Here is a 24,250-nt window from a genome sequence, read left to right on the forward strand (position 1 = left end):
TCATTTCACCCCCAAGGGAACTCGCTGCATGGTGTTGCCGATCGTCCATGTGTTTGTCACGGAGTTCCAATCCCACGTCTCCATGTGGAAGTGGAATTTCGTAGGCTTGCTGTTCATCTCGTGATCCCCCATGCGGATGCTACGGCGCCCATCGGAGGATACGAGACGGTTGGGATCCACCTTCCCGGTTCGCGGGTGGATGTTTGTGTACGGTCCAGGTCCCAGGAAATCAGTCCATGCCTCATATGCCTGTGATGGCTTGAGGGGTTTGGGGGCTGTGACCTCCGGAAGGTTGATGACCTCCGCCTCAGGTCCACAGTTGTGCACCAGGACGGGGTTCTGTCCCGCCAGCACGTAGTACGTGTGGACGTCGGCGACGGTCAGGTCGTAGACGGTGGGGTGGGTTCGCCCGGAGGTCGTGGTGAGGACGTTTGCGGTTTTGCCATTGGGGGTTCTGAGGTGGTCGTTCCGCTGAAGCCGGTCGGCCCTGATCCAGGTGTGGGTGATCTCGTCCCAGAACAGGTGGTGTTCGGTGGCGGTGACGGTTCCTGTGGCGTTTCCCCGGACGCCGTCGGTGTCCACGGTGATCTGGACGAGGCCGAGGTAGGAGAGGCCGGAGAAGGCGGCCAGGACGGTTTTGGCCTCCGTCTTGCCCGTTCTCGGGTCGGTGGCGAGGACCTTGTCGCCCGCCTTGATCTTCTCGATGGCCTTTGAGGTGCCGTCGGCCAGTTTGACCAGGGTGCCCGCGACGAAGCTGTTGCAGGGCGAACCGCCTCCGGGCTCCGCCTTGGGGTTTCCCGTCTCGCCACGAGGACGGGCCGCACCGGCCGGTGAGTCGGCGTTTCTGGCCGCCGCGCCACCGCCCCGGCCGAGGGCGTTCCTGACCTTGCCCGACGCCTTGCTCGCCGCCTCCGCGACGACCCTGCCCGCCGCGGTGGTGGCGAGCTTGCCGAGGACCAGGCCGGCTCCCTTGCCCAGGCCGTACCCCGCGACCTCCGTGATGGCGCCGACCGCCGCGGCCTTGAACGCGCCGCCGACGCTCCACTCGTCGCGTGGCGTCGAGACGAGGTGGCCCGCCAGACCTCCTGCCGCGCCGCCCGCGGCGACGCAGCCGATACTGCCCGCGCCTCCTGTGGCGACCTCGCATCCGACCGTGACGACGACCGTGACGGTGACGTTGACGATGGTCGCCTTGTGCTTGGTCCAGAAGTGCTTCGTCTTGCAGCCGAAGCTCCAGCGGCCGCAGTGCGGCGGGTTGCTCGGCGGGGGCGGCGGGGTGTACCAGACGTAGATGCCGCCACCGCTGCCACCCGGGTTCTTGATGGGGGTGACACGGCAGGACGGGCAGGGCTGTGCGCCGCCGTCGTACATCAGGCCCGTGGGGTCGGAGCCGGTGACCGGGTTGTTGTCGGCGTAGGCGTAGCCGTTCCAGCTCTGCGGGTCCGAGACGTCGAAGACCGGGTCGACCGAGATGAACCGGCCTGTCTCCGCGTCGTACTCGCGGGCGCCGAGGTGGGTCAGGGCCGTGGCCTCGTCGACGACGCCGCCGACGTAGCCCCGCTGGCCCGGCCAGAACGGCGGCGGGGTGCCGCGTTGCTGCCCGAAGGGGGTGAAGCGGCGGCGGCTCGTCGCCTGGGTCTCCGTGTCGTCGACCGAGACGTCGGCGCTGTCGTGGTGGTCCGCGCCGAGCCAGGTCACACCCCTGCTGGTACGGGTGGCGATGGTCTTGCCCGCGTAGGTGTAGTAGCGGGTGGCGCTCTTGGCTCCGGTGGCGGTGTCGAGCCGGATCTCCATGCCGGCGACGTACAGCGTGGCCGACGTCGGGTCACGGCGGATGAGCCGTTCGCCGTTGGCGTCGTAGACGTAGGTGCTGACGCCGGAGGGGTCGGTCGACCTGGCCAGGTGGCCCTCGACGTCCCACTCCAGCAGGCGGCCCGAGCCGCGTTCGGTGGTGTTGCCCGCCTTGTCGTAGGCGTAGGTGTCGATCTGGCCGTCACGGGTGCCGCCCCGGTACTCGACGGAGGTCAGCGTGTGCGGCTGGGGCCTGCCCGGCCCGGCGTAGGTGTAGGTCTTGGTGACGTCGCCCGCCGTCCGGTGGTCGACCTCCTTGGTCCGGTTGCCCACCGGGTCGTAGGTGAAGGACTGCCAGTACGGCGACGGCCCGCCCAGGACACTCGGGGAGGGGTCGGCGGCGCAGTCACCGGTCGGCGTCCACGCCTCGGTCAGGCGTTGCAGGTGGTCCTGCCGGAAGCACTGGATGTCGGCCTGCCGGCCGGACGGTGTGTCCGCGATCCTGGTGACGTTGCCCGAGGGGTCGTAGGTGTAGTTGGTGTCCGTGACGGAGATCGGGGCGGTCTCGCGCTCGTAGAGGGAGCGGGTGAGCCGGTTGGTGCCCTCCTCGTAGAAGTTGGTCCGCTTGAGCCGCTTCAGGCCCGTGCTCAGCGTCATGTCGAGGACCTGGCCGAGCTTGGAGTAGGTCGTCGAGGTGACGTAGGGGGTCAGGCCCCGCATCGTGGTCGGGTTGCCGAGGTCGTCGTAGCCGAACAGCATCGTCTCGCCGAGCAGGCCTCCGGCTGCGGGCAGTACGACGCGGTGGACGGTGCCGTCGGAGTTGTAGTCGGTGGTGGTCCTGTACGTGCCGGCCAGCCCGCCCTCGGCGGCGGGGACGACGGTCTGGGCCCCGGTGACCCGGTAGGCGGTGTCGTAGCCGGTCACGGCGCTGGTGTAGGCGTCCGTCGCCCCGGTGGCGGCGTTGCTGACATAGCGGGTCGAGGAGACCGGCTGGCCCTTCGCCTCGGTGCCGTCGGCGAGTCTGTCGAACGTCCACTCGGCGAGCTTGACGCCGCTCGCGGACGTCCCCTCGTACTCGGCGGTCTTACGGCCCAGCGCGTCGTAGGTGAAGAACAGGCTCTTGCCGCGCGCGTCGGTGACCGTTTTGAGCCAGTCGGACCTGTCGTCGTAGGCGAGCTTCGCGGTGCCCTTGTCGGGGTCGTCGACCTGGACCAGCCTGCCCCGCAGGTCGTAGTGGTAGCCCCAGGCGTTGCCCGCCGTGTCGGTGATGGTGGCGGGCTGCCCGGCACGTGTGTAGGTGTACTTCGTGGCGTCGTAGTCGCCGGTCGGGGAGTCACCCCTGTACTGCCGGACCTCGACCGTCTCACCCTGCGCGTTGACGATCGTGGTGACCGGGGTCGAGCCCGGCGGCGGGTCGACGCTGGTCCGGTCGCCGCCGTAGGTCGTGGTGGTGCGCCACTGCTCGGTGCCGCGTTTGCGGAAGATCCGCGCGGTCGGCCACTCCATGCCGTTGTAGACCGTGACGTTCTGGCCGGGGACGTCGTCGTCGCTGGCCGGGACCCACAGCGTGCCGCCGGGATCGCCCTCGGTGTAGTAGTCGTCGTTGGTCTTGTAGACCAGGCCGCGTGTGTCGTACAGCGTGTCGTTGATCAGCCGTCCGCCGCCGGGGGCGGGCTGCTGGGTCTGCCGCGCGCGTAACAGGCCGTCGTAGAGCGCGTAACCGGTGGTGTAGGTGGTTCCGTCGTCGCGCAGCGTCGAGGTCGAGACGGTGGTCGGCCCGTCGGTGCGGATCTGGTAGCCGAACCTCATGTTCGGCGTCGAGGCGTACGTCGCCCTGGCGTGGCCGGGCAGCCACACCCCGGTCAGCCTGCCCAGCGGATCGTAGGTCAGTTCGGCACGTCTGCCGTTGGCGTCGGTGGTCGCGACGGGAAGTCCCCAGGCGGGTTCGACCTCGGTCCTGGTGACGTGGCCGAGCGCGTTGGTCTCCTGCTTGGCCGTGACCGGCCCGGTGGCCGGGGTGTAGGCCGTCCTGGTCGTGGTGCCGTTGGCGTCGGTGACCACCAGCGGACGGCCGTAGACGTCGTAGGTGGTCGAGCCCACGGTGGCGTACCGCGGGCCGCCGTCCCACGAGCCGAGCTTCTCGGTCTTGGTGACGTCACCCCTGGACGGCGCCTCGCCGAAGGCCTTGCCGTCGTAGTACTTGCGGACGTCGGAGACCACGTCGCCGGGACGCTCGGGGGTGACGGCGCACGCCTTGGTCACCGTCTCCACCCTGACGGCGTAGGAGACCAGCCACCGGGCGGCGTCGCGGGCGTAGGTCGTGCGGACGCACTGGTCGTCGTCACCGGCGGCGTCGTCGCCGAGGTCGTCGACCTGGACGGGCAGGCCGTCGGCGTTGTACTCGGTGTCGGTCGTCGTGCGCCGCCACCCGCCGGAGGCCAGCGCGGTACGGGAACGTTCGCTGTCGCCGCGCACCATGTTCGCCGTGGTGGTTCCCCAGGACCGGACCCGTTTGGCGGTCTGTCTGACCCAGTAGCCGTTGATCGCGCCCGTCATGGCGGCGCCGGAGGGGCCGTCGTGGTGAATCTCCTCGCGGACCTGGCCCTGCAGGGGTTCGGCGTCGGTGACGGCCGTGCCCTCGGAGTCGGTGACCTTGACGTGGCGGGTGCCGCCACCGGACAGTTCGTCGCCGTCCATCCCGCGGAAGTAGGTGAACTCGGCCTTGGAACGCTGTTCACCGGGGGCTCCGCGCAGCACGCGCACCTTGCCGTAGCCGCGCCACTGGGACCAGGTCTTGTACTTCTCCTTGGTCAGTCCGTCGTCGTCATCGTGGTGCCAGGCGCCGCCGCCCAGGTACTCGTAGGTCTCCAGCACGTCCGGAGAGCCACCGGTGCGGTCGATCTGCTGGACCTGGGTGACCACGTACTTGTGGAACCAGTCGAGCTTGGGTGAGGTGGCGCCCTCGGGAGACCAGTACTGCGGATAGCAGCGGCGGGTGTTGGAGTCCGGTTCGGGGGTGTCGCCCGCTCGGCAGTCCTCGTCCGAGTAGGTGATGGACAGGGCGCCACCGGTCTCGTTGTCGATCGCGGAGATCCGCCACTTGGTGAGCGGAGGCCGGCCCTCCAGGGCGTCGACCCGGTTGGGTCGCTGAACCCCCGCGAACCTCACCTGCGGCAGGGACGCCGTCCCGCCGACCTTCCCGGTGTGCCGGATCCCGGCCAGCCACAGCGCGGCGGCCGTTCCGTCGCCCGGGGCGCGCATCTCCTGGTCGAGGGCCCAGCTGTCGACGTCCCTGTACGAGCCGCCGGACAGCACCTGCGCGGTGACGGCGGCGAGCCGCTTACGTGTCCAGAAGGTCGGCGAGTACTGGTCGAGGCACTTGTCGCCGGAGTCGCAGTTCTGGTCGTAGGGGACGTCCGGCCAGTGCTTGGCGTTGTCCTTGGTGAGCTTGCTCTCCGCGCAGTCGAAGCTCGACGTCGCGACGCACCGCTCCGCGACGTCGAAGACGACCCTGGCCGGGGCCGAGGAGGTGAAGATCGCGTCGGAGCGCTGCCCGTAGTCGATCCGCTTGAGGTAGCCGCCCCGGTCGTAGACGGTCGGGGCGCCGTTCGGGACGCCGTTGGTCAGGGTGGTGACGTCACGGCGGTAGTGGTTGGTCTCCCGGCCGTACCAGAAGGTGCTGACCGTGCCGTGCGGGTCCACGACGTAGTCGAGGTTCCACCGCCACGCCTGCCGGCACCAGGAGTCGGAGAAGGAGGCCTTGTGGCACGGCTCCCCGTCGTCGTCGCCGAACACCGGAACCGTCCATGTCGACTCGGTCTCCGCCCTGCCGCTCGCCCAGCCGGGCAGGTGGTCACGGCCGAAGTAGTACTGCGTGCCGTCGGGGGTGGTGACCCGCCAGTACTCGCCGTCGTCGCCGGTGCCGCCCTCGTCACCGTTGTCCGCGCCGGTGAGCCTCTCGACCTTGGAGCCGTCGTCCTCCTTGGGCTGCCAGGTGCCGGTCGCGTCGTCCAGGACCAGTTCGGTGGCCTGGCCGTTCAGGGAGAGGGTGGCGTTGTGGTTGCCCCAGCACTGGTCGTTGCGTCTGGGCTTCACGTCGTCGTCGGCGCACTGCTTGTACCTGCGCTCGACGAAGCCGGGCCAGTAGTCGAAGCCCTCGCCGATCCAGGAGGTCTGGTTGTTGGAGGCGACCGTCCGGCCGTCGATGCCTCCCGAGGAGTAGACGAACCCGATGTTGGGCGTCGGCCCGCCGGGGGTCGGTGGCAGGCGCAGCGGATAGGACCAGGAGAACGCGCCGCTCTGGTTGCTGACGCTCCAGGTCGCCGACGGCGACAGCGAGGTGGCCTCGTAGGTGCCCGCGGGCCCCGAGGGCGCCGCCTCGGCCGCCAGCGTCACGGTGGCGCCGGTGGCGAAGCCGACGTCGGCGGACAGCCGGCCGGTCCTGACGTCGTTGCGGGTGGGCAGCGGTTTCCGGGTCTGGCACGACGGCAGGTCGGGGGTGGTGGCCGCGCAGGGAGGCAGCTGGACCAGCCGTAGCCGGGAGGCCCAGTCGCCGCCGAAGGCGTACCGGAAGCCCGAGTAGTCCACCTCGACCGGTACCCGCACCGGGGCGGACGGCGTGGTCCCGGGCGTCAGCTGGACGCCGAGCCCGTCGATCCGCGACCTGTCCGCGGCGCGCGCGTCCAGCACCCGTACCCGGACGGTGGGCGGGCCGCCCCCGGCCAGGGCCCTGCCGTCCCCGCCGGGTACGGGGACGGCCGGTCCCAGCCGGATCGGCGACCGTCCGGCCCGCGCCAGGGTGGGCGCGGCCTTGGCCGTACCGTCCGCCAGGGCCGGGAGCTCGACCACCGCCGTGCCAGGGCTGGGCCAGGACACCGCGGGCGGCTCCTTGAGGTCGTAGCGGGCCCCCGGGTCCGTCACGGGCCCGCGTGCCCTGACCTCATGGCCCCGTACGGCGTGCTGCTCCTGGGCCCTGTGCCACCCCGGGTCGCCGCCGCTCGCCTGAGCCGGGGCCGGGGCCGGGCCGATCAACGCGGCCTGCAGTACGACCGCCAGGATTCCGGCGACCGGAATCAGGCCTCGCCTTGAACCGAACACGCTTTCCTCCAGGGGGTGCCGGCTAGTCGCCGATGGGGAGGTTCGACGCGATGTCGATGACCTGGCGGTCGGTCAGGGTGCCGGTGTAGGCGCGGACGTCGTCCACCTCACCGCCGAGGAAGTCGACGGGCGCGCCCCGGTACTTGGCCCGGCCGATCTGCAGGGCGCCCGCCGCCCAGCCGCCGGCGACGGGGCGCTGGTCGGCGAGCTGGCCGTTGACGTAGAGCCGGATCTCCCCGGCGGGCTCGTCGTACACCCCGGCCAGATGTGTCCAGGTGGTGAACGCCGAGCAGTCGACGGGCTCGGCCGACCTGGCGTAGGTCAGAACCGAGGTGTCGGTGTCGCCGTTGATCGTCGCGAACGACCAGCGGGGAACCTTGACGCCGCTCTCGGTGAAGACCCGGTAGCCGAGGTAGAAACCGCTGTTCCTGGCGCCGTCCTGACTCAGGACGGTCATCACCCGGCCGGGAAGCACGCAGGTGTCGTCGCCCGCCAGGCGCACCCACGCCGTCACCGCGTAGCTGTGGTCGGTCCTGAGCGGCGCGGACGGGGTGGCCGCGTAGGCGGTGGTGCCGTTGAGGCTGAGCGCGCCGCCGCCGTCGAAGCCGTCCTCGGACCAGGTGGCGCCACCGCCGAGCGTCGCGGGCCAGCGGCTGTCGGTCGAGTTGGCCGCGGTGGTGTCCGTGCCCTCCTCGAACTTCCACCAGCCGCGCTGGACGGGCGGCTGTTTGGCCATGGCGGCGATCTCGTTGCCGAGGCCGGGGTCGTTGACCGTGCGCGGATCGTCGGACAACTCCCGCTTCCAGATCTTCACGTCGTCGATGTCGCCGGCGAAGTTCTCGCTGAGCGCGCCGTTCCACTGCACGCGTCCCAGCTGCAGCGGGCCGGTCGCGTCCCAGGGCGGGTAGGGGAAGGAGGCGGGCGCGGACTGGAGAACGCCGTTGACGTACAGCCGCAGCTGGCGGTGCGGTGCGTCGTACACCCCGGCCAGGTGCGTCCAGATGCCCGTTGTCGGCTCGGCGTCGCTGACCGCCCGTTCGATGGCCGCGGCCCCGCTGTCGGCGCTGTGCTTGTTGAAGATCCAGCGTTTGTAACCGGAGGAGTAGTAGAGCTGGAAGCCCGAGGCGAGGTCGCCCACCTGGCTGATCACCGTGGAGTTCCTGCCCTTGTCGGCCAGCAGCACCCAGGCGGACACGCTCATGCTCCTGTCGGTGTGCACCACCGGGCCGGTCGTGCTGCCGTATCCGGTGCTGCCGTCCAGCCGGATTCCGCCGCCCACCCGGGCGCCAACCCAGGTGGCGCCCCCGGTCAGCGTCAGGGGGTGTGTCGTCGCCCCGGAGTCGGCCGCCGTGGTCCCCGAGGTCTCGTCCAGCCGCCAGTGCCCCTCGGGGCCGAACCCGGCGTTGACGTAGAAGCCGTAGACGGCCGGGGTCTTGCCGACGTTGCCCGCCCGGTCCACGGGATAGACGTACAGGGCGTTCAGCCAGTCGTGCCGGGGAGCCAGCCGTACGTTCACCGAGGTCTGCCCGGCGGGGATCGCCACCTGGGTGGCGGCCGTGGCCAGGGCGGGGTCGTCGAGCGCCCACCGGAAGGCCGTCACGTCGGTCTCGCCGTCGCCGGGGGACAGGGTGAAGGCGCCCGCCCAGCCCACGCTGCCCTGCCAGGCGTCGGGGGTGTCGGCCGGGTAGTCGAGGGAGGTCACCTTGGGCAGGGTGGCGGGGTCGACGGTGTCCACCGTGAACTCACACCACTTGCTCCACGCGCTGAAGTCGGTGCCGTCGTAGGCCTTCACCTTGTAGGAGTAACTCTGCCCGGTGACGAGCCCGGTCAGCTTCACCGAGTGGTCGGTCGCCGAGGTGGTGTACTTGTAGGCGGTCTTGCCTCCGTCGGGCAGGGTCGAGGTGATGTCGTCCCACTGGCCGGTGGCCGTGTTGTAGTGGTGCATGACGAACTCGGCCCGCACGCCGTCGCCGGCCTTGTCGGGGTCGTAGATCTTGGCCTTCAGCTGGAGCGGGTTCGCCGCGTCACCGGCGTTGACCGACGGCCGGGAGACCCCGACGACGCAGGGTGTCGCCGGATAGGTGCCGATGCCCGAGGGCGCCGCGGGCGGGGTGTTGTAGTCGATGACGAGCTTCGGCGCGCCGCTGAAGCCCTTCCACCCCCATACGCCGCTGCTGGTGTCGTTGGAGTCCTTCAGCCCGAACGTCGTGTTCACCCAGCCGGACTTGGCGGCCATGACGATCGCGCGGGTCACGTCGAACTCGATGCCCTTGTCCGGGCAGGAGGAGCTGTAACCGGCGTCGGAGGCGACGCTGCCCAGGTGGTCGCTCCAGCCCGGCTGGCGGCTCCAGGTCGTCGAGGTGGAGATGCCGTCGGTGCGCCAGAGCTGTACGGCCTGCGGGCTGGAGGTGCAGCCCCAAGACTTGACCTGCGTGATGCGGAAGGTGGCCTTGAGGATGTGCTTGCCGTTGACGTTGTCGGAGTCCATCCGGAAGAACGACCGTTTGAGCCCGCTGCCGTAGTTACCGGCCTCCGGCATGTGGCTGGAGTTCCAGTACTTCTGGGAGGGATAGGCCTTGTCGACATACGTCCAGGCCAGCTTGGAGCCCGACCACTGCGGGTCGAGGTAGACCGGATAGGTCGTGTCGGGGGAGGTCAGCAGGGCCCTGTCCGGGGTGATCGCGACACGGTCCCCGGCCACCTCGACACCCATGAGAGCCTGCCTGCTCGCACGCCGTGGCCCGGCCTGAAGCCCCGTCTCGGTTCCCGAGGAGTCCCACATGCGCGGGGCCGGGGCGTGGAACACCTCGGCTCCCGTCCCGGTGACGGCGCTCAGGCCACCGGTCTCGGTCTTACGCACCGTCAGCCCGGTCGCGCGCGTGCCGAAGGCCAGCCGGTTCAGCGCGGGGTTGGCGGCGGCCTGCCTGGTCTTGACCACGAGCACCTCGGAGAAGCCGAGCACCGACGCGGTCACCTTCAGGTCCACGCCGGGCATCACCTCGGCGTAGGTCGCGGTGTCCCCTTCCAGTACCGGTTTCGGCAGGCTCGCGGGCCAGGTCATCGCCACCGAGCGCCCGCCCTCGCCGATGACGGCCAGTGGGGCCGTCCCGCCGCCGGAGAAGGTCAGGTCCAGCGGCGTCGCCACGGTTCGCACGCTCCCGTCCTGGGCGAGGACGAGAGTCGTGTCGACGTCGGCCCAGCCGCCGCCCCGCCGTACCCGTTCGGGCAGCGCCGCGGTCTCCGAGGTGAACGATCCGTCGGGGTTGGCGAACACCTGGCGGTTCTCCGTGCGCAGGGCCGAGACCTCGACCCGCTCCTTGTCGTGCCGCGCCTGCTGCGAGGCCGCCTGTTCCGTAGGCGCTGTCGGCGCCTTCAGGGCCGACGCCGCGGTGCTTCCGGTCGCCGGGGCGCCGAAGGTCACGAATGCACCGGCCGGCAGCGCCATGACCATGGCGATGACCGCTCCGCGGGGGAAAAACCGCACCCAGGCCTCCACAAAATCTGCGTAACCACGTTTTCACGGAGTGTTCGCCTGTTCCGTCGCACGCACATCACGGAACAAGAACACCGATAGTCCGAACCGGTGCCGTTTCACGGCGCCGGCGACCGGCTGGAGATCCGGCCCGCGGGCCGAAGAAGGCGTCGCCGTACGGCCTCATCGTCCGCCTCCGCGACCGCCGATGGGTTGAATCCTCTCGAATTTCAGCTGGGCCGCTCGGGGCGCCACCGGGAAGGCGAAACGCGACGGAGGCCTCGCCCGCCGGGAAAATATCTGGAATGGGATGTTCTCCCAGGTCACATCGGTCGCCAGGGTGTCTCGCCGGGTTTCCCTCCCTCCTCTTTCCCGGATGCGCGGGTACCGGGGTCCGTCCAGTGTTCACCGGACCTCGGCCGGTCGATTCCGAGGTTTTGGAGCGGGATTCCGTGAAGTCATGGGAACCGATATCCGGGCGTCGCCGTTCCGGATTGGACGTAATCAATTTTTCGGCCTTGTCACCGCCTTCTGAAGCTCGATTCACGGGCATCTTACGAGAGGTGAGGCCCGCGCTCATTGTCGATAAGCGCACAATCATTGTCATGGAGCGCAATCGAGTGAGGAGATCGCGGTGCGGTCGATTTCCGCGGTGCCGGCCGCCGGGCGTTTCGACCGGTGGCGGGGCGGGCGGTGTCCGAGACGACGTCGGCGAGACGGAGGAAGCTCGTCATCCCGGACGGACCGAGGTCAGACGGTGATGACGACCTTGCCGAAGGCCCTGCCCGAGGCGTAGTGGCGGTAGGCGTCGTGGGCCTTGCCGAAGGGGAAGACGCTGTCGATGAGCGGGCGGAGGCCGTTGGCCTCGATGACCTCGTTCATGGCGAGGAACTGGGCCCGGCTGCCGACCGCGACGGGACGCACGGTGGCGCCGGAGGCGAACAGCAGGCGTGGGTCGACCGGGGCGGCGGTGCCGGAGACGAAGCCCACACAGGCCACCTGCCCCGCCATGGCCGCCGCCCTGAGCGACCGCTCCAGCTGACCGGTGACGTCGACGACGTGCTCGGCGCCCCGGCCGCCGGTCAGCTCGCGGACCCCGGCGGGCCAGTCGGGGACGGCCCGGTAGTCAACGACCTCGTCCGCACCGAGATCGAGCAGGTGGGCCGCCTTCTCCGGGCCGCTGGTCGTGGCGATCACCCGGGCACCGAGCGCCTTGGCGAACTGCAGGGCGAACAGCGAGATTCCGCCGGAGCCCTGCGTCACCACCGTCTGACCGGGGTGCGGTCCGCCCATGCCGGTCAGGGCGTTCCACGCGGTGACCGCGGCGCAGGGGAGCGTCGCGGCCTCCTCGTAGGACAGGTGACGGGGGATCGGTACCAGGGACTCCTCCTCGACCAGGGCGACCTCGGTGAGCATGCCGTCCAGGGAGCCGCCGCGCTGCGGCAGGTGCTCCAGGCCGAACGGGCCGTCCTGCCAGCTGGGGAACAACGTGGCCATGACGCGTTCGCCGACCCGCCGGGGATCGACCCCCGCGCCGACCGCCACGACGTCTCCCGCCCCGTCGGACAGCGGGATCACGTCCGGCTTCACCGGCAGCACGTAGTCACCGTGCAGGATCATCAGCTCGCGGAAGCTCAGCGACGTCGCGCGTACGGCGACCGCGACCTGCCCGGGTCCGGGGACCGGGTCCGGGTGCTCCCTGACCTTCAGGCTCGCGAGCCCGGCGCCGCTGTCGAGGTGGTAGCTGCGGATCGTCACGCCGGGACCTCGCCGTCGGTCGCCAGGGGCACCGGGGCACCGGTCTTGCCGTAGCCAAGGGCCTCGACGATCCGCCCGTCGCGGATCCGCATGAGGTTGACGCCGCGAACCGAGTCGGCGGGGCCGTCGCCGTACCGGTAACGCCAGCGGATCGTCGCGCGGTCCCCCGCGACCGTGACGTCCTCGGGGCTGAACTGCGTGGCGCGGTCCTCGGCGAGCGCCCGCCAGAACGCCAGGCACGCCTCGCCTCCCTCGACGCGTTCGCCGTCGGGGGCCGGTTGGATCGCCTCCATCACACAGTCGTCGGCGATCAGGTCGTCGAGGATCGCGGGGGCGTGCTCGACGAACGCCTGGTTGAAGCGGTCGACGACCTCGGCCGTGGTCCGGACTGACAATGTGACTCCTTGAGATAGAACGTTCGGTCTACAGGTTTATATCGACCGGTTGTTCTACTCGTCAACCGGTGGAATGCTGTCCCCATGACGACACGAACCGGACCCGGCCCCCGCGAACGTCTCCTGGAGGCGGCCGGGGAGCTGACCTACACCCAGGGGGTCGGGGTGGGCGTCGACGCCCTGCTGAAGGCCGCGAACGTGGCGCGCCGCTCGCTGTATGAGCACTTTGGCGGCAAGGACGGGCTGATCGCCGAGGTGCTGCGGCGCACCACCGCCGAGGACGAGGAGGACTACCGGCGGACGATGCGGGCGGCGGGGGAGGATCCCCGCGCCCGGCTGCTGGCCGTCTTCGACCGGCTCGCCGAGATCGTCGGCAGGCCGGACTTCCGGGGGTGCCGTTACCTGGCCGCCGACCTCGCGCTGGCCGACCCCGGTCATCCCGCCCACGCCGTGACCCGCGACTACCGCGAACGGGTGCGCGGGTTGTTCGAGGACGAACTGGTCAGGCTGGGACACCGTCGGCCCGAGCACGCCGCCGGCCAGCTTCTCCTGCTCGTGGACGGTGTTCTCGCGGCGGGGGCGACCAGGCCGGGAACGGGCCCCGCGGCCTCCGCGCGTGAGCTGGCCGGTTACGTCCTCGACGCCGGGAACTGACCCGGTCCCCTGTGGTTGCCCTGGGGGAAGCAGGGGAACGATGGGAGATGTTGTGGTTTGTCCCCCGTGAGTTCGCCGTGGCGCGAACGGCCACTTCGACGGCGACCGGCAGTTGCCGACGGCGACCGGCAGCGACAGGGGGACACGGTGAGCACGAGGTACGGGGTCCACTCCGAGGTCGGCACGCTGCGGCAGGTGATCGTGCACCGGCCCGACCTGAGCCTGAAACGGCTGACCCCGGTCAACAAGGACGAGCTGCTCTACGACGACGTGCTCTGGGTCGGCCGCGCCCAGATCGAACACGACGCGTTCGTCGGGATGATGCGCGGGCGGGGCATCGAGGTGTTCTACCACCAGGAACTGCTCGCCGAGGCGCTCGAAGCCGCCCCCGAGGCGAAACGGCACGCGGTCGAGCGCACGGTCACCCACCTGACCGTCGGGCCGTCCCTCGTCGACGAGGTCCGCTCGGAACTCGCCTCGTGGAGCGGGGCCAGACTCGCCGAACACCTGATCGGCGGGCTGACCAAGGAGGAGTTCGCCGCCGCCGTGCAGGCCGGGCGTGAGGGCTTCGACGCGCGCTCCCTGGTCGCCGCGATGGCCGAGCGGGGGGCGTTCATCCTGCCGCCGCTGCCCAACTCCCTCTACCAGCGCGACCCCTCGGCCTGGCTGTACGGCGGCGTCTCACTCAACCCGCTCTACTACCACGCCCGGCGGCTTGAGACGATCAACCAGAGCATCGTCTACCACTTCCATCCGATGTTCGCCGACGACGGCTTCGCCTACTGGTACCCCCCGATGGGCGACGACGGCCGCTTCGACGAGGAGGACTTCGGGCACGCCTGCATGGAGGGCGGCGACATGATGCCCATCGGCAACGGCGTCGTCGCCGTCGGCGTCAGCGAACGCACCAGCCCCGTCATGGTCGAGCACCTGGCGAAGGAGCTGTTCACCGCCGGGGCCGCGACCCGGGTGCTGGCGGTCAAGATCCCGCCGAGCCGCTCCTACATGCACCTGGACACGGTCTTCACGCTGCTCGACGTCGACAAGGCGACCGGATACCCGCCGGTCGTCGAGAACGCCGAGGTCCACTCGCTGCGGCCCGCCGACAGACGGGGCACCGCCGTACGGGTCCACCGCGAGCCGGGCCTGGCCGCCGCGTTCGAGGACGCCCTCGGGATCGGCAAACTGGACATCATCCCCACCGGGGGCGACGACTACCAGCGGGCCAGGGAGCAGTGGGACAGCGGCAGCAACTTCGTCGCCCTGGAGCCCGGGGTCGTGGTCGGGTACCACAAGAACGAGTTCACCAACCGCAAGCTGCGTGAGCACGGCGTCGAGGTGATCGAGATCGAGGGGTTCGAGCTGGGCAAGGGCAGGGGAGGCGGGCACTGCATGACCTGCCCGATCCTGCGCGACCCGGTCTGACCACGAGAGCCTCTCGGGAAGGACCGCGATGACGCATCCGGCACTGGTGTTGTTCCTGGCGCTGTTCGGCCTCTACAGCCCGGTCGCGGCCCTGGCGTCCTACCTGCCGATCGTCCGGCCGTACGGCGGCGGCCAGGTCAACCGGCTGGCGGCCGGGCTGGCCCTCAACGTCGCCGTGTTCGTCCTGGCGGCCCTGTGGGTCGGGGAGCCGCTGCTCAAGCTGCTGGGCATCAGCACCGCCGCGCTGACCGCCACCGGAGGCATCGCCCTGGCGTACGCCGCCATCCCGCTGATGCGCGGGAAGGCCGGAGCCGTCGAGGAGCTGGAAAGGCTCCAGGAACAGGAGAGGCCGGAGATCGCGCCCTCGCCCGAGCCCCCGCCGGACCCCAAGTCGATCCTCTTCACCCCGCTCAGCTTCCCGCTGACCGTGGGCGGCACCACCTTCGCCTTCGGCGTCGCGGCCTCGGCGGAGGCCTCGACCGTGCGGGACAAGCTCGCCCTGTCGGTCGCCGCACTGTGCTTCGCCGCGGTCACCGGGCTGACGCTCTACCTGTCGGGGCACGTCCAGCGGCGCATCTCGCTCAAGGGGGCGATGCTCCTGGACCGGGTGGCGGGCATCCTGCTGACCGCGATCGCCGTCATCCTGCTCGCCAACGGCTTCACCGACCTCGTCACCGCCCGCCTCGGCCGCTGACCGTCCAGGGGCGCGGTGAGCCGTCGCCGTACGCCACGGTGGCCGGTCGGGTGCCGCGGTGGATCACCTCGGGGCGGAGCCGGACGGTGGCGCGGGCTGTACCGCGGGTCTCCGGCAGGCTGGATCGATCGTCGCGTGCCCACGCGGACATGCTTGGCGGAACGGCGGCCGGGCCCGTCACGCGGGATGCGGGCCGTCGTCGTCAGGGGAAAACGACGCCCGAAAAAACACGATTCATCGGTGTTCGGAACTTTTCCGGGGCGGGGTCTGTCAGACGATGCGTGGGTTCACCGGCCTCCGGGGCTCCCGGCGCCTTTCACGCGTGAGCACCCGTAGGTCCCAAGGACAGCCCTCCGGCGTCCGGCTCGACGGCCGGGTGCCGGGATCATGACGAGGAGAGAGATGAGATCGGTCTTGCTCGGCGCGGCCACCGGCCTCGCCGTCCTGTTCACCGTGGTCCCGCCCGCCACCGCCCAGCTCACGACCCGGGCGGCCCAGGTCGCCGCGCCGGAGGCGGGGAACGCCGGGCACGCCGGGAACAGGGTCGTGTACGGCTGGGCCGTACGGTCGGGGAACTCGGCCTTCTCGATCACCCCGCGCAGGGCCGTCCGCGGCCAGGTGGGGGAGAGCGGCCTGCTCGCGTGGGAACTGGGCAGGAAGGCCGGAGCCCCTCTCACGATCCGTTACACCGGGAGGCTGGACTTCCGCCAGGTGAACAGGACGTGCGGCAGGCCCTCGGCCGGTTATCCGTACGACACCTCCGACAGGAGCGCCTACGGCACCAGGAAGTGTTCCTCGGCCCACCTGCGGAAACTGCTGAAGGACAGGATCCCGGTCCGGGTCGAGTACACCGGCGCGCTGGTCGCGGTCAAGGTGCGGGAGCTGGTCCTGCCCTGACGAGGGGCCGCCCCGGAGGACGCCCGCGGGCCGGGGAGGGACGTTCCCGGCAGGACTCCGGATTCGCCCCATCGGAACGGGCCGTTCGCCGCCGATATCCCGCAGGAAAGTGAACAACGTCAAAAGGGACGGCATTTTCTGATGGTTTCGTAGAAGGCGAAACCTGTATGTCGTGGTGAAACGTTCACCGTCCCAAAGCGGACTCAACGGCCCGTCGGCTTCGGCTTCGGTATGTTCGCGACCTATGGTCGGGAGATGGACCAACGTCGGCGTGTGCCGCGTACCGACGCCGTGCTCGCCGACCCCCGGCTCGTCGCGGCCGAGGGCCGGCTGGGAAGAACGGTCGTCAAGGAGGCGGTCGTCCGGGCGCAGTCACGGGCCCGGCAGGGCGGGATCGAGCCGGAGCGGGTCGCGGACGCGGCCGTGGAGGGGCTTCCGCCGTACGCGGCGAGCCTGCGGCCCGTGCTCAACATGACCGGTGTGATCGTCCACACCAACCTCGGCAGGGCGCCGCTGTCCCGGGCCGCGGCCGAGGCGGCGACGGCCGCCGCCGGATACACCGACGTGGAGTTCGACCTGGCGAGCGGGGCCAGGGCCCGCAGGGGACGGGGCGCCCTGGACACGCTCGTCGCCGCGGTGCCCGGCGCGCGGGACGCGCACGTGGTCAACAACAACGCCGCGGCCCTGGTGCTGGCGGCGACCGCGCTGGCGGCGGGCCGGGAGATCGTGATCAGCAGGGGTGAGCTGGTGGAGATCGGGGACGGCTTCCGCATCCCCGACCTGCTCGTCTCGACCGGTGCGAGGCTGCGTGAGGTGGGCACGACCAACCGCACCGTCTACGCCGACTACGAGCGGGCCGTGGGGCGGGAGACGGGCTTCGTGCTCAAGGTGCACCCGTCGAACTTCCGCGTCGAGGGCTTCACCGGCTCCGTCGGGGTGGGGGAGCTGACCCGCCTGGGGGTGCCCGTCGTGGCCGACATCGGCTCCGGGCTGCTCACCGGGGAACGGCTGCTGCCGCAGGAGCCGGACGCGGCGAGCGCGCTCGCCGCCGGGGCGGGCCTGGTCACCGCGAGCGCCGACAAGCTGCTCGGCGGGCCGCAGGCCGGTCTGCTGATCGGCCGCCCCGACCTGGTCGAACGCTGCCGGCGGCACCCGCTGGCCCGCGCGTTGCGGGTCGGCAAGACGACGCTCGCCGCCCTTGAGGCGACGCTGCGCGGCCCCGAGCCCCCGGTGCTCGGGGCGCTGCGCGCGGACCCGGCCACGCTGAGCGCCCGTGCCCGGGTGCTCGCCGAGAAGCTGTCGGGGGCCGGGATCGACGCCGTCGCCGTGCCGAGCCTGGCCACCGTCGGCGGGGGAGGCGCCCCCGGCGTGAGGCTGCCGAGCGCCGCGGTGAGCCTGCCCGAGTGGCTGGCCGTACCGTTGCGGACCGGTGAGCCGCCCGTCGTCGGGCGGATCGAGGCGGGGCGGCTGCTGCTCGACCTCAGGGCCGTCCCCGGGGAGCGGGACGGCGACGTGGCCCGCGCGGTCCTCGGGGCGGTCGGCTGATGCAGGTCGTCGCCACGGCGGGCCACGTGGACCACGGCAAGTCCACTCTGGTGCGCGCCCTCACCGGGATGGAGCCCGACCGGCTGGCCGAGGAACGGCGCAGGGGGCTGACGATCGAGCTGGGATACGCCTGGACGACGCTGCCCTCCGGGGAACGCCTGGCCTTCGTGGACGTCCCGGGGCACGAGCGCTTCCTCGGCACGATGCTGGCGGGGGTCGGGCCGGTTCCGGCGGTGATGTTCGTGGTCGCCGCCGACGAGGGCTGGATGCCGCAGTCGCAGGAGCACCTCGTCGCGCTTGAGGCCCTCGGCGTACGGCACGGCCTGCTCGCGGTGACCCGCGCCGACCTGGCCGACGCCGCACCGGTGGTGGAGGAGGCCGGGGCCAGACTCGCGGCGGCGGGCCTGACCGGGGTCGAGGCGCTGACGGTGAGCGGGCACACGGGGCAGGGGCTCGGCGCGTTGAGGCAGGCACTCGACCGGCTGGTCTCCCGGCTGCCCGCGCCCGACCCCGAGGCGCCGGTGCGGCTGTGGATCGACCGGGTCTTCAGCGTGCGCGGCAGCGGCACGGTCGTGACCGGGACGCTGCCCGCGGGCCGGGTGACCGTCGGGGACGAGCTGGCGCTGGGCGGCGGCCTCGCCCGGGTGCGGGCGCTGGAGTGCCTGAAGGAGCCGGTGACCTCGGTGACCGGTGTGGCCAGGGTCGCGGTCAACCTGCGCGGCGGCGCCCCGGAGCGGGGCCGGGCGCTGTTCACCCCCGGCGCGTGGACCATGACCGACCTGGCCGACGTACGGCTCTCGCCGGTGGGGGGCACGGGCGAGGAGAGCGTCCTGCCGGGCAGGCTGACCGCGCACATCGGCTCGGCGGCCGTGGTGTGCGCGGTCAGACCGCTCGGCGACGGTCTCGTACGGCTGCGCCTGGCCGGGCCGCTGCCGTTGCACGTGGGGGACGTGCTGCTGTTGCGCGACCCGGGCAGGGCCACGGGGCAGGGCGTCGGGGGGGAGGGGGCCGAGGTACGGGTGCTCGCCGGGGCGAGCGTGCTCGACGTGCGCCCGCCCGCGCTGCGCCGCAGGGGCGCCGCGCGCCTGCGGGCGGCCGAACTGGCGGGCGCAGGGCAGGCGGGCACGGGGCGGGCGGGGACGGTGCCCGGTGCGGGGGAGCTGCTGCGCACACACCGGCTGCTGCGCGGGGCGGACCTGCTGGCCATGGGGTGCGTCCCGGAGGGCGAGCCCGTGTGCGGAGACTGGTACGCCGACCCCGCCCACTGGTCGTGGCTGGGCGAACGGCTGGCGGAGACGGTGGCACGGCACGCGACCGGGCGTCCGCTTGAGCCGGGGATGCCGGTCGAGGCGGCCAGGAACGCGCTCGGCCTGCCCGACCGGAGGCTGGTCGCCGCCCTGGTACGGCCGCCGCTGGCCGTCACGGGCGGGCGGATCGTGAGCGGGCCGCCCCCGGGCCTGCCGGAGCCGGTCGCCCGCGCGGTCTCCCGGCTGCGCGCCGAACTGTCCGCCAGGCCGTTCCTCGCGCCCGAGGCGGGCCGCCTGGCGGAGCTGGGGCTGGGCCCCAGGGAGCTGGCGGCGGCCGTACGGGCGGGGATGCTGCTGCGGATCGCCGAGGGGATCGTGCTGCTGCCCGGCGCCGACACGGCGGCGGCGCGGTTGCTGGCCCGCCTGCCCCAGCCCTTCACGGTCAGCCAGGCCAGGCAGGCCCTGGACACCAGCCGCCGGGTCGCGGTGCCCCTGCTCGAACACCTCGACCGCGGCGGCCTCACCGAACGGCTCGACGGGGTCAACCGCCGTTGCCCGGTGACCGCTACCAGGTGACGGGGATGCCTTCGAAGCCGCCGGTGAGCGAGTTCTCCCGCGTGACGAGCTCCTCGGCGGGCACGGCGAGCGCCAGTGCGGGGAAGCGCTGGAACAGCGTGCCGAAGACCGCGCGCAGCTCGATCCTGGCCAGGCTCGCCCCTATGCAGTAGCGGGCGGCGTAGCCGAAGGCCAGGTGCGGGTCGTCGGTGTCCCGGGAGACGTCGAAGCGGTCGGGGTCGGCGAAGACCCGCGCGTCACGGTTGGCCGCCGTCGTGCTGATGACCACCGCCTCGCCGCGCCTGATCGTGACCCCTCCGACGGTCACGTCCTCGTGCGCGTAGCGGGGCATGCCGTGGTTGCCCGGCGCGGCCACCCGCAGGATCTCCTCGACGGCCGTGTTCACCAGTGAGGGGTCGGCGATCAGGGCGTCCCGCTGCCCGGGGTTGGCCAGCAGCAGCAGTACGCCGTAGTCGATCCGGTTGACGGTCGTCTCGTGTCCGGCGAACAGCAGCCCGGCGGCGAGCGTGGCGATCTCCTCGTCGGGCGCGTCCATGGTCGCGAGGTCGGAGAACACGTCACCGGCCGGGTTCTCCCGCTTGGCGCCGATGATCTTCCTGGTGTACTCGCCGAGCTCGGTCAGGGCGGCGGCCGAGCGCTCCCGGTCCGTCAGGTCCGTCATCGTCTCGGCCAGTGCCCTGAAGTGCTCGCGGTCGCCGTACGGCACGCCGAGCAGCTCGCAGATCACGAGTACGGGCAGCGGCAGGGAGAGCACCTGCCGCAGGTCGGCCGGGCGCGGCCCCTCGGCCATCCGGTCGAGCAGGCCGTCCACCAGCTCCTGGACGTGGGGGGCCAGGGCGGCCATCCTCCGGGCGGAGAAGGCGGGGGTGAGCAGCCTGCGCATCCGCTCGTGCTGGGTCTTCTCGGTCTCGATGTCGCCGATCGGGCCGCCGAGGATCACCGAGTTGGAGATCCTGGCCGCCCGGTCGGGGTCGGGCGCGGAACGGCCGAGTCTCCGGTCGGCGAAGGCCTGCCTGGCCTCCTCGTAGCCGGAGACCAGCCAGGCGACGTCGCCGGTCGCGGTGCGCACCCGGGCCACCGGCTCATCGGCCTGCAACGCGCGGTACGCCGCCGGGACGTCGAGCGGGTCCTGCCGGTCGAAGGGCAGCCTCGGCAGGTCGTCGGGGCCGGTGTGGTCGTTGACGGGTTCGTCCATGGACGGAGGGCACCCCCTGGGTTCGGCGGCGGAACCGCTGTCGGACGCCTCGCCGTACGGCGGGGCGATGGATAGTGCGATCTTCATGATTTTTCGTACCATGATTCTTTTTTGACCATATCTGTAGGTATGGCCATGTGGACCATGTGAACCGCGCCATATCCGGTAAACGCGTTCCATTCTTTGGAATGGCGTGTCGCCGGAGGTTCGTCGCGGCGTCAGGACGTCGTCGGCGGGCCGCAAAATCAGCGGGCAGGGGCAAGCTTGGGAATGCGCCTCTCCAAACCCCCTGGTCAAGGGGAGTATCGTCCATATATGCGGATTAAGGCGTGTTATTGGATGGCGCGGCTTTCCCTCCCGTCCGTCCGCCAAGGGCGGGCGGACCGGCACGTGACGGCGGGCACGGCCCGGGAGCGCGGCCGTCCGCGGGCCGGTCGCCGGAGATGAGGCGCTGATGGTGCCCGAGTACCCCACCTTCCTCGAAGGCCGTTCCCCGCGGAGCGGCCTCGACGCGCTCGCCGACGACCTGGTCAAGGCCCTGGAGAGCGTGGGAGCCCACCTGGGCGCGGTCTACCTGCTGGCGCCGGACGCCGACGTGCTGGAACTCGCGGTGATGAAGGGGGCGCCCCGCGACTTCATCCGCCCCTGGGAGCGGATGAGCATGGCCATGCCCATGCCGGTCACCGACGCGATCCGCCACCGGCGGCTGGTGTGGGTCGGCGACGAGAAGGAGATGGCCCGCGTCTACCCGGGGGCGGCGCTGGTCATGCCGTACGAGTTCTCCCTCGCCGCGGTGCCGCTGCTCGGCGCCGCGACCGTCTCCGGCGCCGTCCATGGCACCGTCTACGGGGGGATGTTCGCCCTGTGGGCGGGCACGCACTCGTGCGAGCTGTCCGAGGACGAGCGCGAACGCCTTCTGCGCGCCGCCGCGGAGATGGCGCGGGGGCTTGAGGAGGCCGACAGGCAGGGCCGCAGGCTGCGTCCCGGCCTGGAACCGCGCGTGCTGCCCGCCCCCAGCATGCAGCCCGCCGAGGTGATCGCGGCGGTCGCCGACCGTCTGCCCGAGGGCATCTGCGGGCTCGACGCGGGAGGCCGCGTCACCTTCGTCACCCCTCGGGCCGCCGCGCTGCTCGGCATGCTCCCGGCCCGGCTGCTCGGCTCCCACCCGTGGACCCGGGTGCCCTGGCTGAACGACCCCGTCTACGAGGACCGCTACCGCGCGGCCATGATCAGCCAGCAGGCCGCCTCGTTCGTCGCGCTGCGCCCGCCCGACCGCTGGCTGTCCTTCGAGCTCTACCCGGCGCTCAACGGGGTGACCATGCGCATCTCCCCGGCCATGGTCGGGGCGGCGGACATGCCCGTCCAGCCCCTGGAGACCGGCTCGCCGGGCCCCGTCGCCGAGGCCGGCCTGACCCTCCCGACCAGGGTCGGCGCCCTCTACCACATCCTCCATCTGGCCAGCACGCTCACCAAGGCCGCCAGCGTGCAGGACGTGGTCGACCTGGTCGCCAACCGGCTCATGCCCGCCTTCGGCGGTGACGGGATGGCGCTGATGGTCGCCGAGGACGGCAGGATGAGCGTCGTCGGCGACCGCGGCTACCCGCCCCACCTCAGGGAGCACTACGACGGCCTCCCGCTGACCTCGCCGACCCCGAGCGTGCGGACCATGGTCACCGGGGTGCCCAGCTTCTTCGGCTCCCAGGAGGAGCTGGACGAGGTCTACGGCCCGGAGGTCGCCGTGGACGACGGCATGGCCTCCTGGGCGTTCCTGCCGCTGATCGCCTCGGGACGGTCCGTCGGCACCTGCGTGCTCGCCTTCGCCAGGAACCACCGTTTCACCGTCGAGGAACGCGCCCTGCTGACCGCGCTCGGCGGCCTGATCGCCCAGGCCCTCGAACGGGCCCGCCTCTACGACGCCAAGCTGGAACTCGCCCACGCCCTGCAGCAGAGTCTGCTCCCGCACGCCCTTCCCCGGCTGCCCCGGCTGAGCGCCGCGGCCCGCTACCTGCCCGGCACCGAGGACATGGACATCGGAGGCGACTTCTACGACGTCATCGGCCTCGCCGACGACACCGTCGCCGCCGTCGTCGGCGACGTCCAGGGGCACAACGTCACCGCGGCGGCCCTCATGGGGCAGGTGCGCACGGCGGTTCGCGCCTACGCCACCGCGGGCGCCGACCCCGGCGAGGTCCTGGCCCGCACCAACCACCTCCTGGTCGACCTGGACCCAGGCCTGTTCGCCAGCTGCGTCTACCTGCGGCTCGACCTGCGCCGGAACCTGGCCTGCCTGGCCCGCGCCGGGCACCCCCAGCCGCTGATGCGCCTGCCGGACGGCCGGGTACAGGTGGTCGAGGTCCCCGGCGGGCTGCTGCTGGGCATCGACCACTCCGTTGACTACCCGCACACCGAGATCCCGCTGGAGCCGGGCTCGACGCTGGCCCTCTACACCGACGGCCTGGTCGAGACCCCCGGCGTCGACATCGACGAGGCGCTCGCCGACCTGGCCGTCGAACTCGAACGCGTCGGGGAACGCCCCCTGGAGGAGGTGGCGAGCACCCTGATCAGGCACGCCCAGCAGACCAGCCACCGCAGCGACGACATCGCGCTCCTGCTGCTGCGCCTGGCCGCCGGGCCGTACCCGGGCGGGACCCCCGGCGGGACCAGGGTGGTCCTGGGGTGACCGTCTCGCCGTGGCGCGCGCGGGGTTCAGTCCTGCGGGGGGATCCCGGAGTAGGAGCGGGCGATCCCCGCGGTCACCCTGAGCAGCGGCTCGACCAGGCGTTGCAGTCCTCTGGCCCGCCGGGAGGACAGGACGATCCCGACGGCGGCGACCGCGTGGCCGTCGACGAGCACCGGCGCCGCCGCGGAGCAGGAGCCCAGGCTCATCTCCTCGAACGTCAGCGCGTACCCCTGGGCGCGCACCGTGGCCAGTTCCCGGGCCAGCCGTCCCGGCTCGACGATCGTGCGCGGAGTCGGCCGTTCGAGCTCACGCCCCAGATAGGCGGCCTGGAACCACTCGGGTTCGTGGGCCAGCAGGGCCTTGCCGACCCCCGTCGGATGCATCGGCAGCCGGCCTCCCGTCCTGGAGACCAGCCGCACGGCCCGCCTGCCGTGCAGTTTGTCGACGTAGAGCACCTCAAGGCCGTCCCGCACGGCCAGGTGCACGTTCTCACCGGTGTCGGCGTAGAGCTCCTGCAGCCACGGATGGGCGACCTCCTGCAGCCTGCCCGGCGCGAGCTGGCCGAGCTCCCACAGCCGCAGCCCGATCCGCAGGCGGCCGTCTGCCGTACGGCTCAGCGCCTGCCAGGCGACCAGCTCGCCCACGAGGCGGTGCGCGGTCGCCAGCGGTACCCCGCTGCGCCGGGAGACCTCCGAGAGGCTGAGATGGGGATGGCCGGTGTCGAAGGCGCCCAGGATCGCCAGGACCTTCGACGTCACCGAACGTCCCGGCTCCCGCGACCCCCCGGCCATCACGTCCCCCTGTCCCGGGGCGCCCGGACGGAA

The 24,250-nt window shown here is 71.7% G+C and carries 13 protein-coding genes; 7 read left to right on the plus strand and 6 right to left on the minus strand.

Annotated elements, in window-relative coordinates:
- The 4 genes from ABZ463_RS02075 to ABZ463_RS02090 form a co-directional block, all read right to left on the minus strand.
- Complete coding sequence (locus tag ABZ463_RS02075) at nucleotides 1-6,888, minus strand: polymorphic toxin-type HINT domain-containing protein (protein WP_362772042.1); 6,888 nt, start codon at nucleotides 6,886-6,888, stop codon at nucleotides 1-3.
- A gap of 22 nt (nucleotides 6,889-6,910) precedes the next feature.
- Nucleotides 6,911-10,372 carry a LamG-like jellyroll fold domain-containing protein gene (locus tag ABZ463_RS02080; protein ID WP_362772044.1) on the minus strand — a complete coding sequence of 1,154 codons (3,462 nt, stop codon included), beginning with the start codon at nucleotides 10,370-10,372 and terminating at the stop codon, nucleotides 6,911-6,913.
- Nucleotides 10,373-11,110: 738 nt separating this feature from the next.
- On the minus strand, nucleotides 11,111-12,118 hold the full coding sequence (locus ABZ463_RS02085) for an NAD(P)-dependent alcohol dehydrogenase (RefSeq protein ID WP_362772046.1): 1,008 nt from the start codon (nucleotides 12,116-12,118) through the stop codon (nucleotides 11,111-11,113).
- Nucleotides 12,115-12,513 carry a nuclear transport factor 2 family protein gene (locus ABZ463_RS02090; RefSeq protein WP_352012685.1) on the minus strand — a complete coding sequence of 133 codons (399 nt, stop codon included), beginning with the start codon at nucleotides 12,511-12,513 and terminating at the stop codon, nucleotides 12,115-12,117. The genes ABZ463_RS02085 and ABZ463_RS02090 overlap by 4 nt, the downstream gene beginning before the upstream one ends.
- An 84-nt stretch (nucleotides 12,514-12,597) precedes the next feature.
- On the opposite strand from ABZ463_RS02090, the gene ABZ463_RS02095 reads away from it, so the two are divergent.
- The 6 genes from ABZ463_RS02095 to ABZ463_RS02120 all read left to right on the plus strand — a co-directional run bounded on the left by ABZ463_RS02095 (nucleotide 12,598) and on the right by ABZ463_RS02120 (nucleotide 19,551).
- Nucleotides 12,598-13,167 (plus strand): TetR/AcrR family transcriptional regulator, encoded by a 570-nt coding sequence (locus ABZ463_RS02095; protein WP_362772049.1) that lies wholly within the window; start codon nucleotides 12,598-12,600, stop codon nucleotides 13,165-13,167.
- 147 nt (nucleotides 13,168-13,314) lie between these two features.
- Complete coding sequence (locus ABZ463_RS02100; RefSeq protein WP_352012683.1) at nucleotides 13,315-14,592, plus strand: arginine deiminase; 1,278 nt, start codon at nucleotides 13,315-13,317, stop codon at nucleotides 14,590-14,592.
- Nucleotides 14,593-14,620: 28 nt separating this feature from the next.
- Nucleotides 14,621-15,286 (plus strand): MarC family protein, encoded by a 666-nt coding sequence (locus tag ABZ463_RS02105; RefSeq protein ID WP_352012682.1) that lies wholly within the window; start codon nucleotides 14,621-14,623, stop codon nucleotides 15,284-15,286.
- Between the two features lie 402 nt (nucleotides 15,287-15,688).
- Nucleotides 15,689-16,183 (plus strand): hypothetical protein, encoded by a 495-nt coding sequence (locus tag ABZ463_RS02110; protein ID WP_362772052.1) that lies wholly within the window; start codon nucleotides 15,689-15,691, stop codon nucleotides 16,181-16,183.
- A gap of 255 nt (nucleotides 16,184-16,438) precedes the next feature.
- Nucleotides 16,439-17,728, plus strand: coding sequence for an L-seryl-tRNA(Sec) selenium transferase (gene selA / locus ABZ463_RS02115; protein ID WP_362772054.1), 1,290 nt, complete (start codon nucleotides 16,439-16,441; stop codon nucleotides 17,726-17,728).
- Nucleotides 17,728-19,551: a SelB C-terminal domain-containing protein gene (locus ABZ463_RS02120; protein ID WP_362772056.1), complete on the plus strand. Its 1,824-nt coding sequence runs from the start codon at nucleotides 17,728-17,730 to the stop codon at nucleotides 19,549-19,551. Before selA ends, ABZ463_RS02120 begins: the two co-directional genes overlap by 1 nt.
- Here ABZ463_RS02120 and ABZ463_RS02125 read toward each other — a convergent pair.
- Nucleotides 19,541-20,833 (minus strand): cytochrome P450, encoded by a 1,293-nt coding sequence (locus tag ABZ463_RS02125; protein WP_362772058.1) that lies wholly within the window; start codon nucleotides 20,831-20,833, stop codon nucleotides 19,541-19,543. The two genes, ABZ463_RS02120 and ABZ463_RS02125, sit on opposite strands and share 11 nt — an antisense overlap.
- A 367-nt stretch (nucleotides 20,834-21,200) precedes the next feature.
- On the opposite strand from ABZ463_RS02125, the gene ABZ463_RS02130 reads away from it, so the two are divergent.
- Nucleotides 21,201-23,426: a SpoIIE family protein phosphatase gene (locus tag ABZ463_RS02130; RefSeq protein WP_362772060.1), complete on the plus strand. Its 2,226-nt coding sequence runs from the start codon at nucleotides 21,201-21,203 to the stop codon at nucleotides 23,424-23,426.
- A 26-nt stretch (nucleotides 23,427-23,452) separates the two neighbouring features.
- On the opposite strand, the gene ABZ463_RS02135 is transcribed toward ABZ463_RS02130, so the two are convergent.
- Entirely contained in the window at nucleotides 23,453-24,184 is a 732-nt protein-coding gene (locus ABZ463_RS02135; protein ID WP_352012675.1) for an IclR family transcriptional regulator, read from the minus strand.
- Between the last annotated feature and the right edge of the window lie 66 nt (nucleotides 24,185-24,250).

This window comes from Streptosporangium sp. NPDC020145, assembly GCF_040631275.1.
Lineage (GTDB): Bacteria > Actinomycetota > Actinomycetes > Streptosporangiales > Streptosporangiaceae > Streptosporangium.

Coding starts and splice junctions, on each gene's coding strand:
- ABZ463_RS02105 (WP_352012682.1), top strand. CDS start 14,621: ATGACGCATCCGGCACTGGTGTTGTTCCTGGCGCTGTTCGGCCTCTAC.
- ABZ463_RS02130 (WP_362772060.1), top strand. CDS start 21,201: ATGGTGCCCGAGTACCCCACCTTCCTCGAAGGCCGTTCCCCGCGGAGC.
- ABZ463_RS02125 (WP_362772058.1), bottom strand. CDS start 20,833: ATGAAGATCGCACTATCCATCGCCCCGCCGTACGGCGAGGCGTCCGAC.
- ABZ463_RS02095 (WP_362772049.1), top strand. CDS start 12,598: ATGACGACACGAACCGGACCCGGCCCCCGCGAACGTCTCCTGGAGGCG.
- ABZ463_RS02110 (WP_362772052.1), top strand. CDS start 15,689: ATGAGATCGGTCTTGCTCGGCGCGGCCACCGGCCTCGCCGTCCTGTTC.
- selA (WP_362772054.1), top strand. CDS start 16,439: ATGGACCAACGTCGGCGTGTGCCGCGTACCGACGCCGTGCTCGCCGAC.
- ABZ463_RS02120 (WP_362772056.1), top strand. CDS start 17,728: ATGCAGGTCGTCGCCACGGCGGGCCACGTGGACCACGGCAAGTCCACT.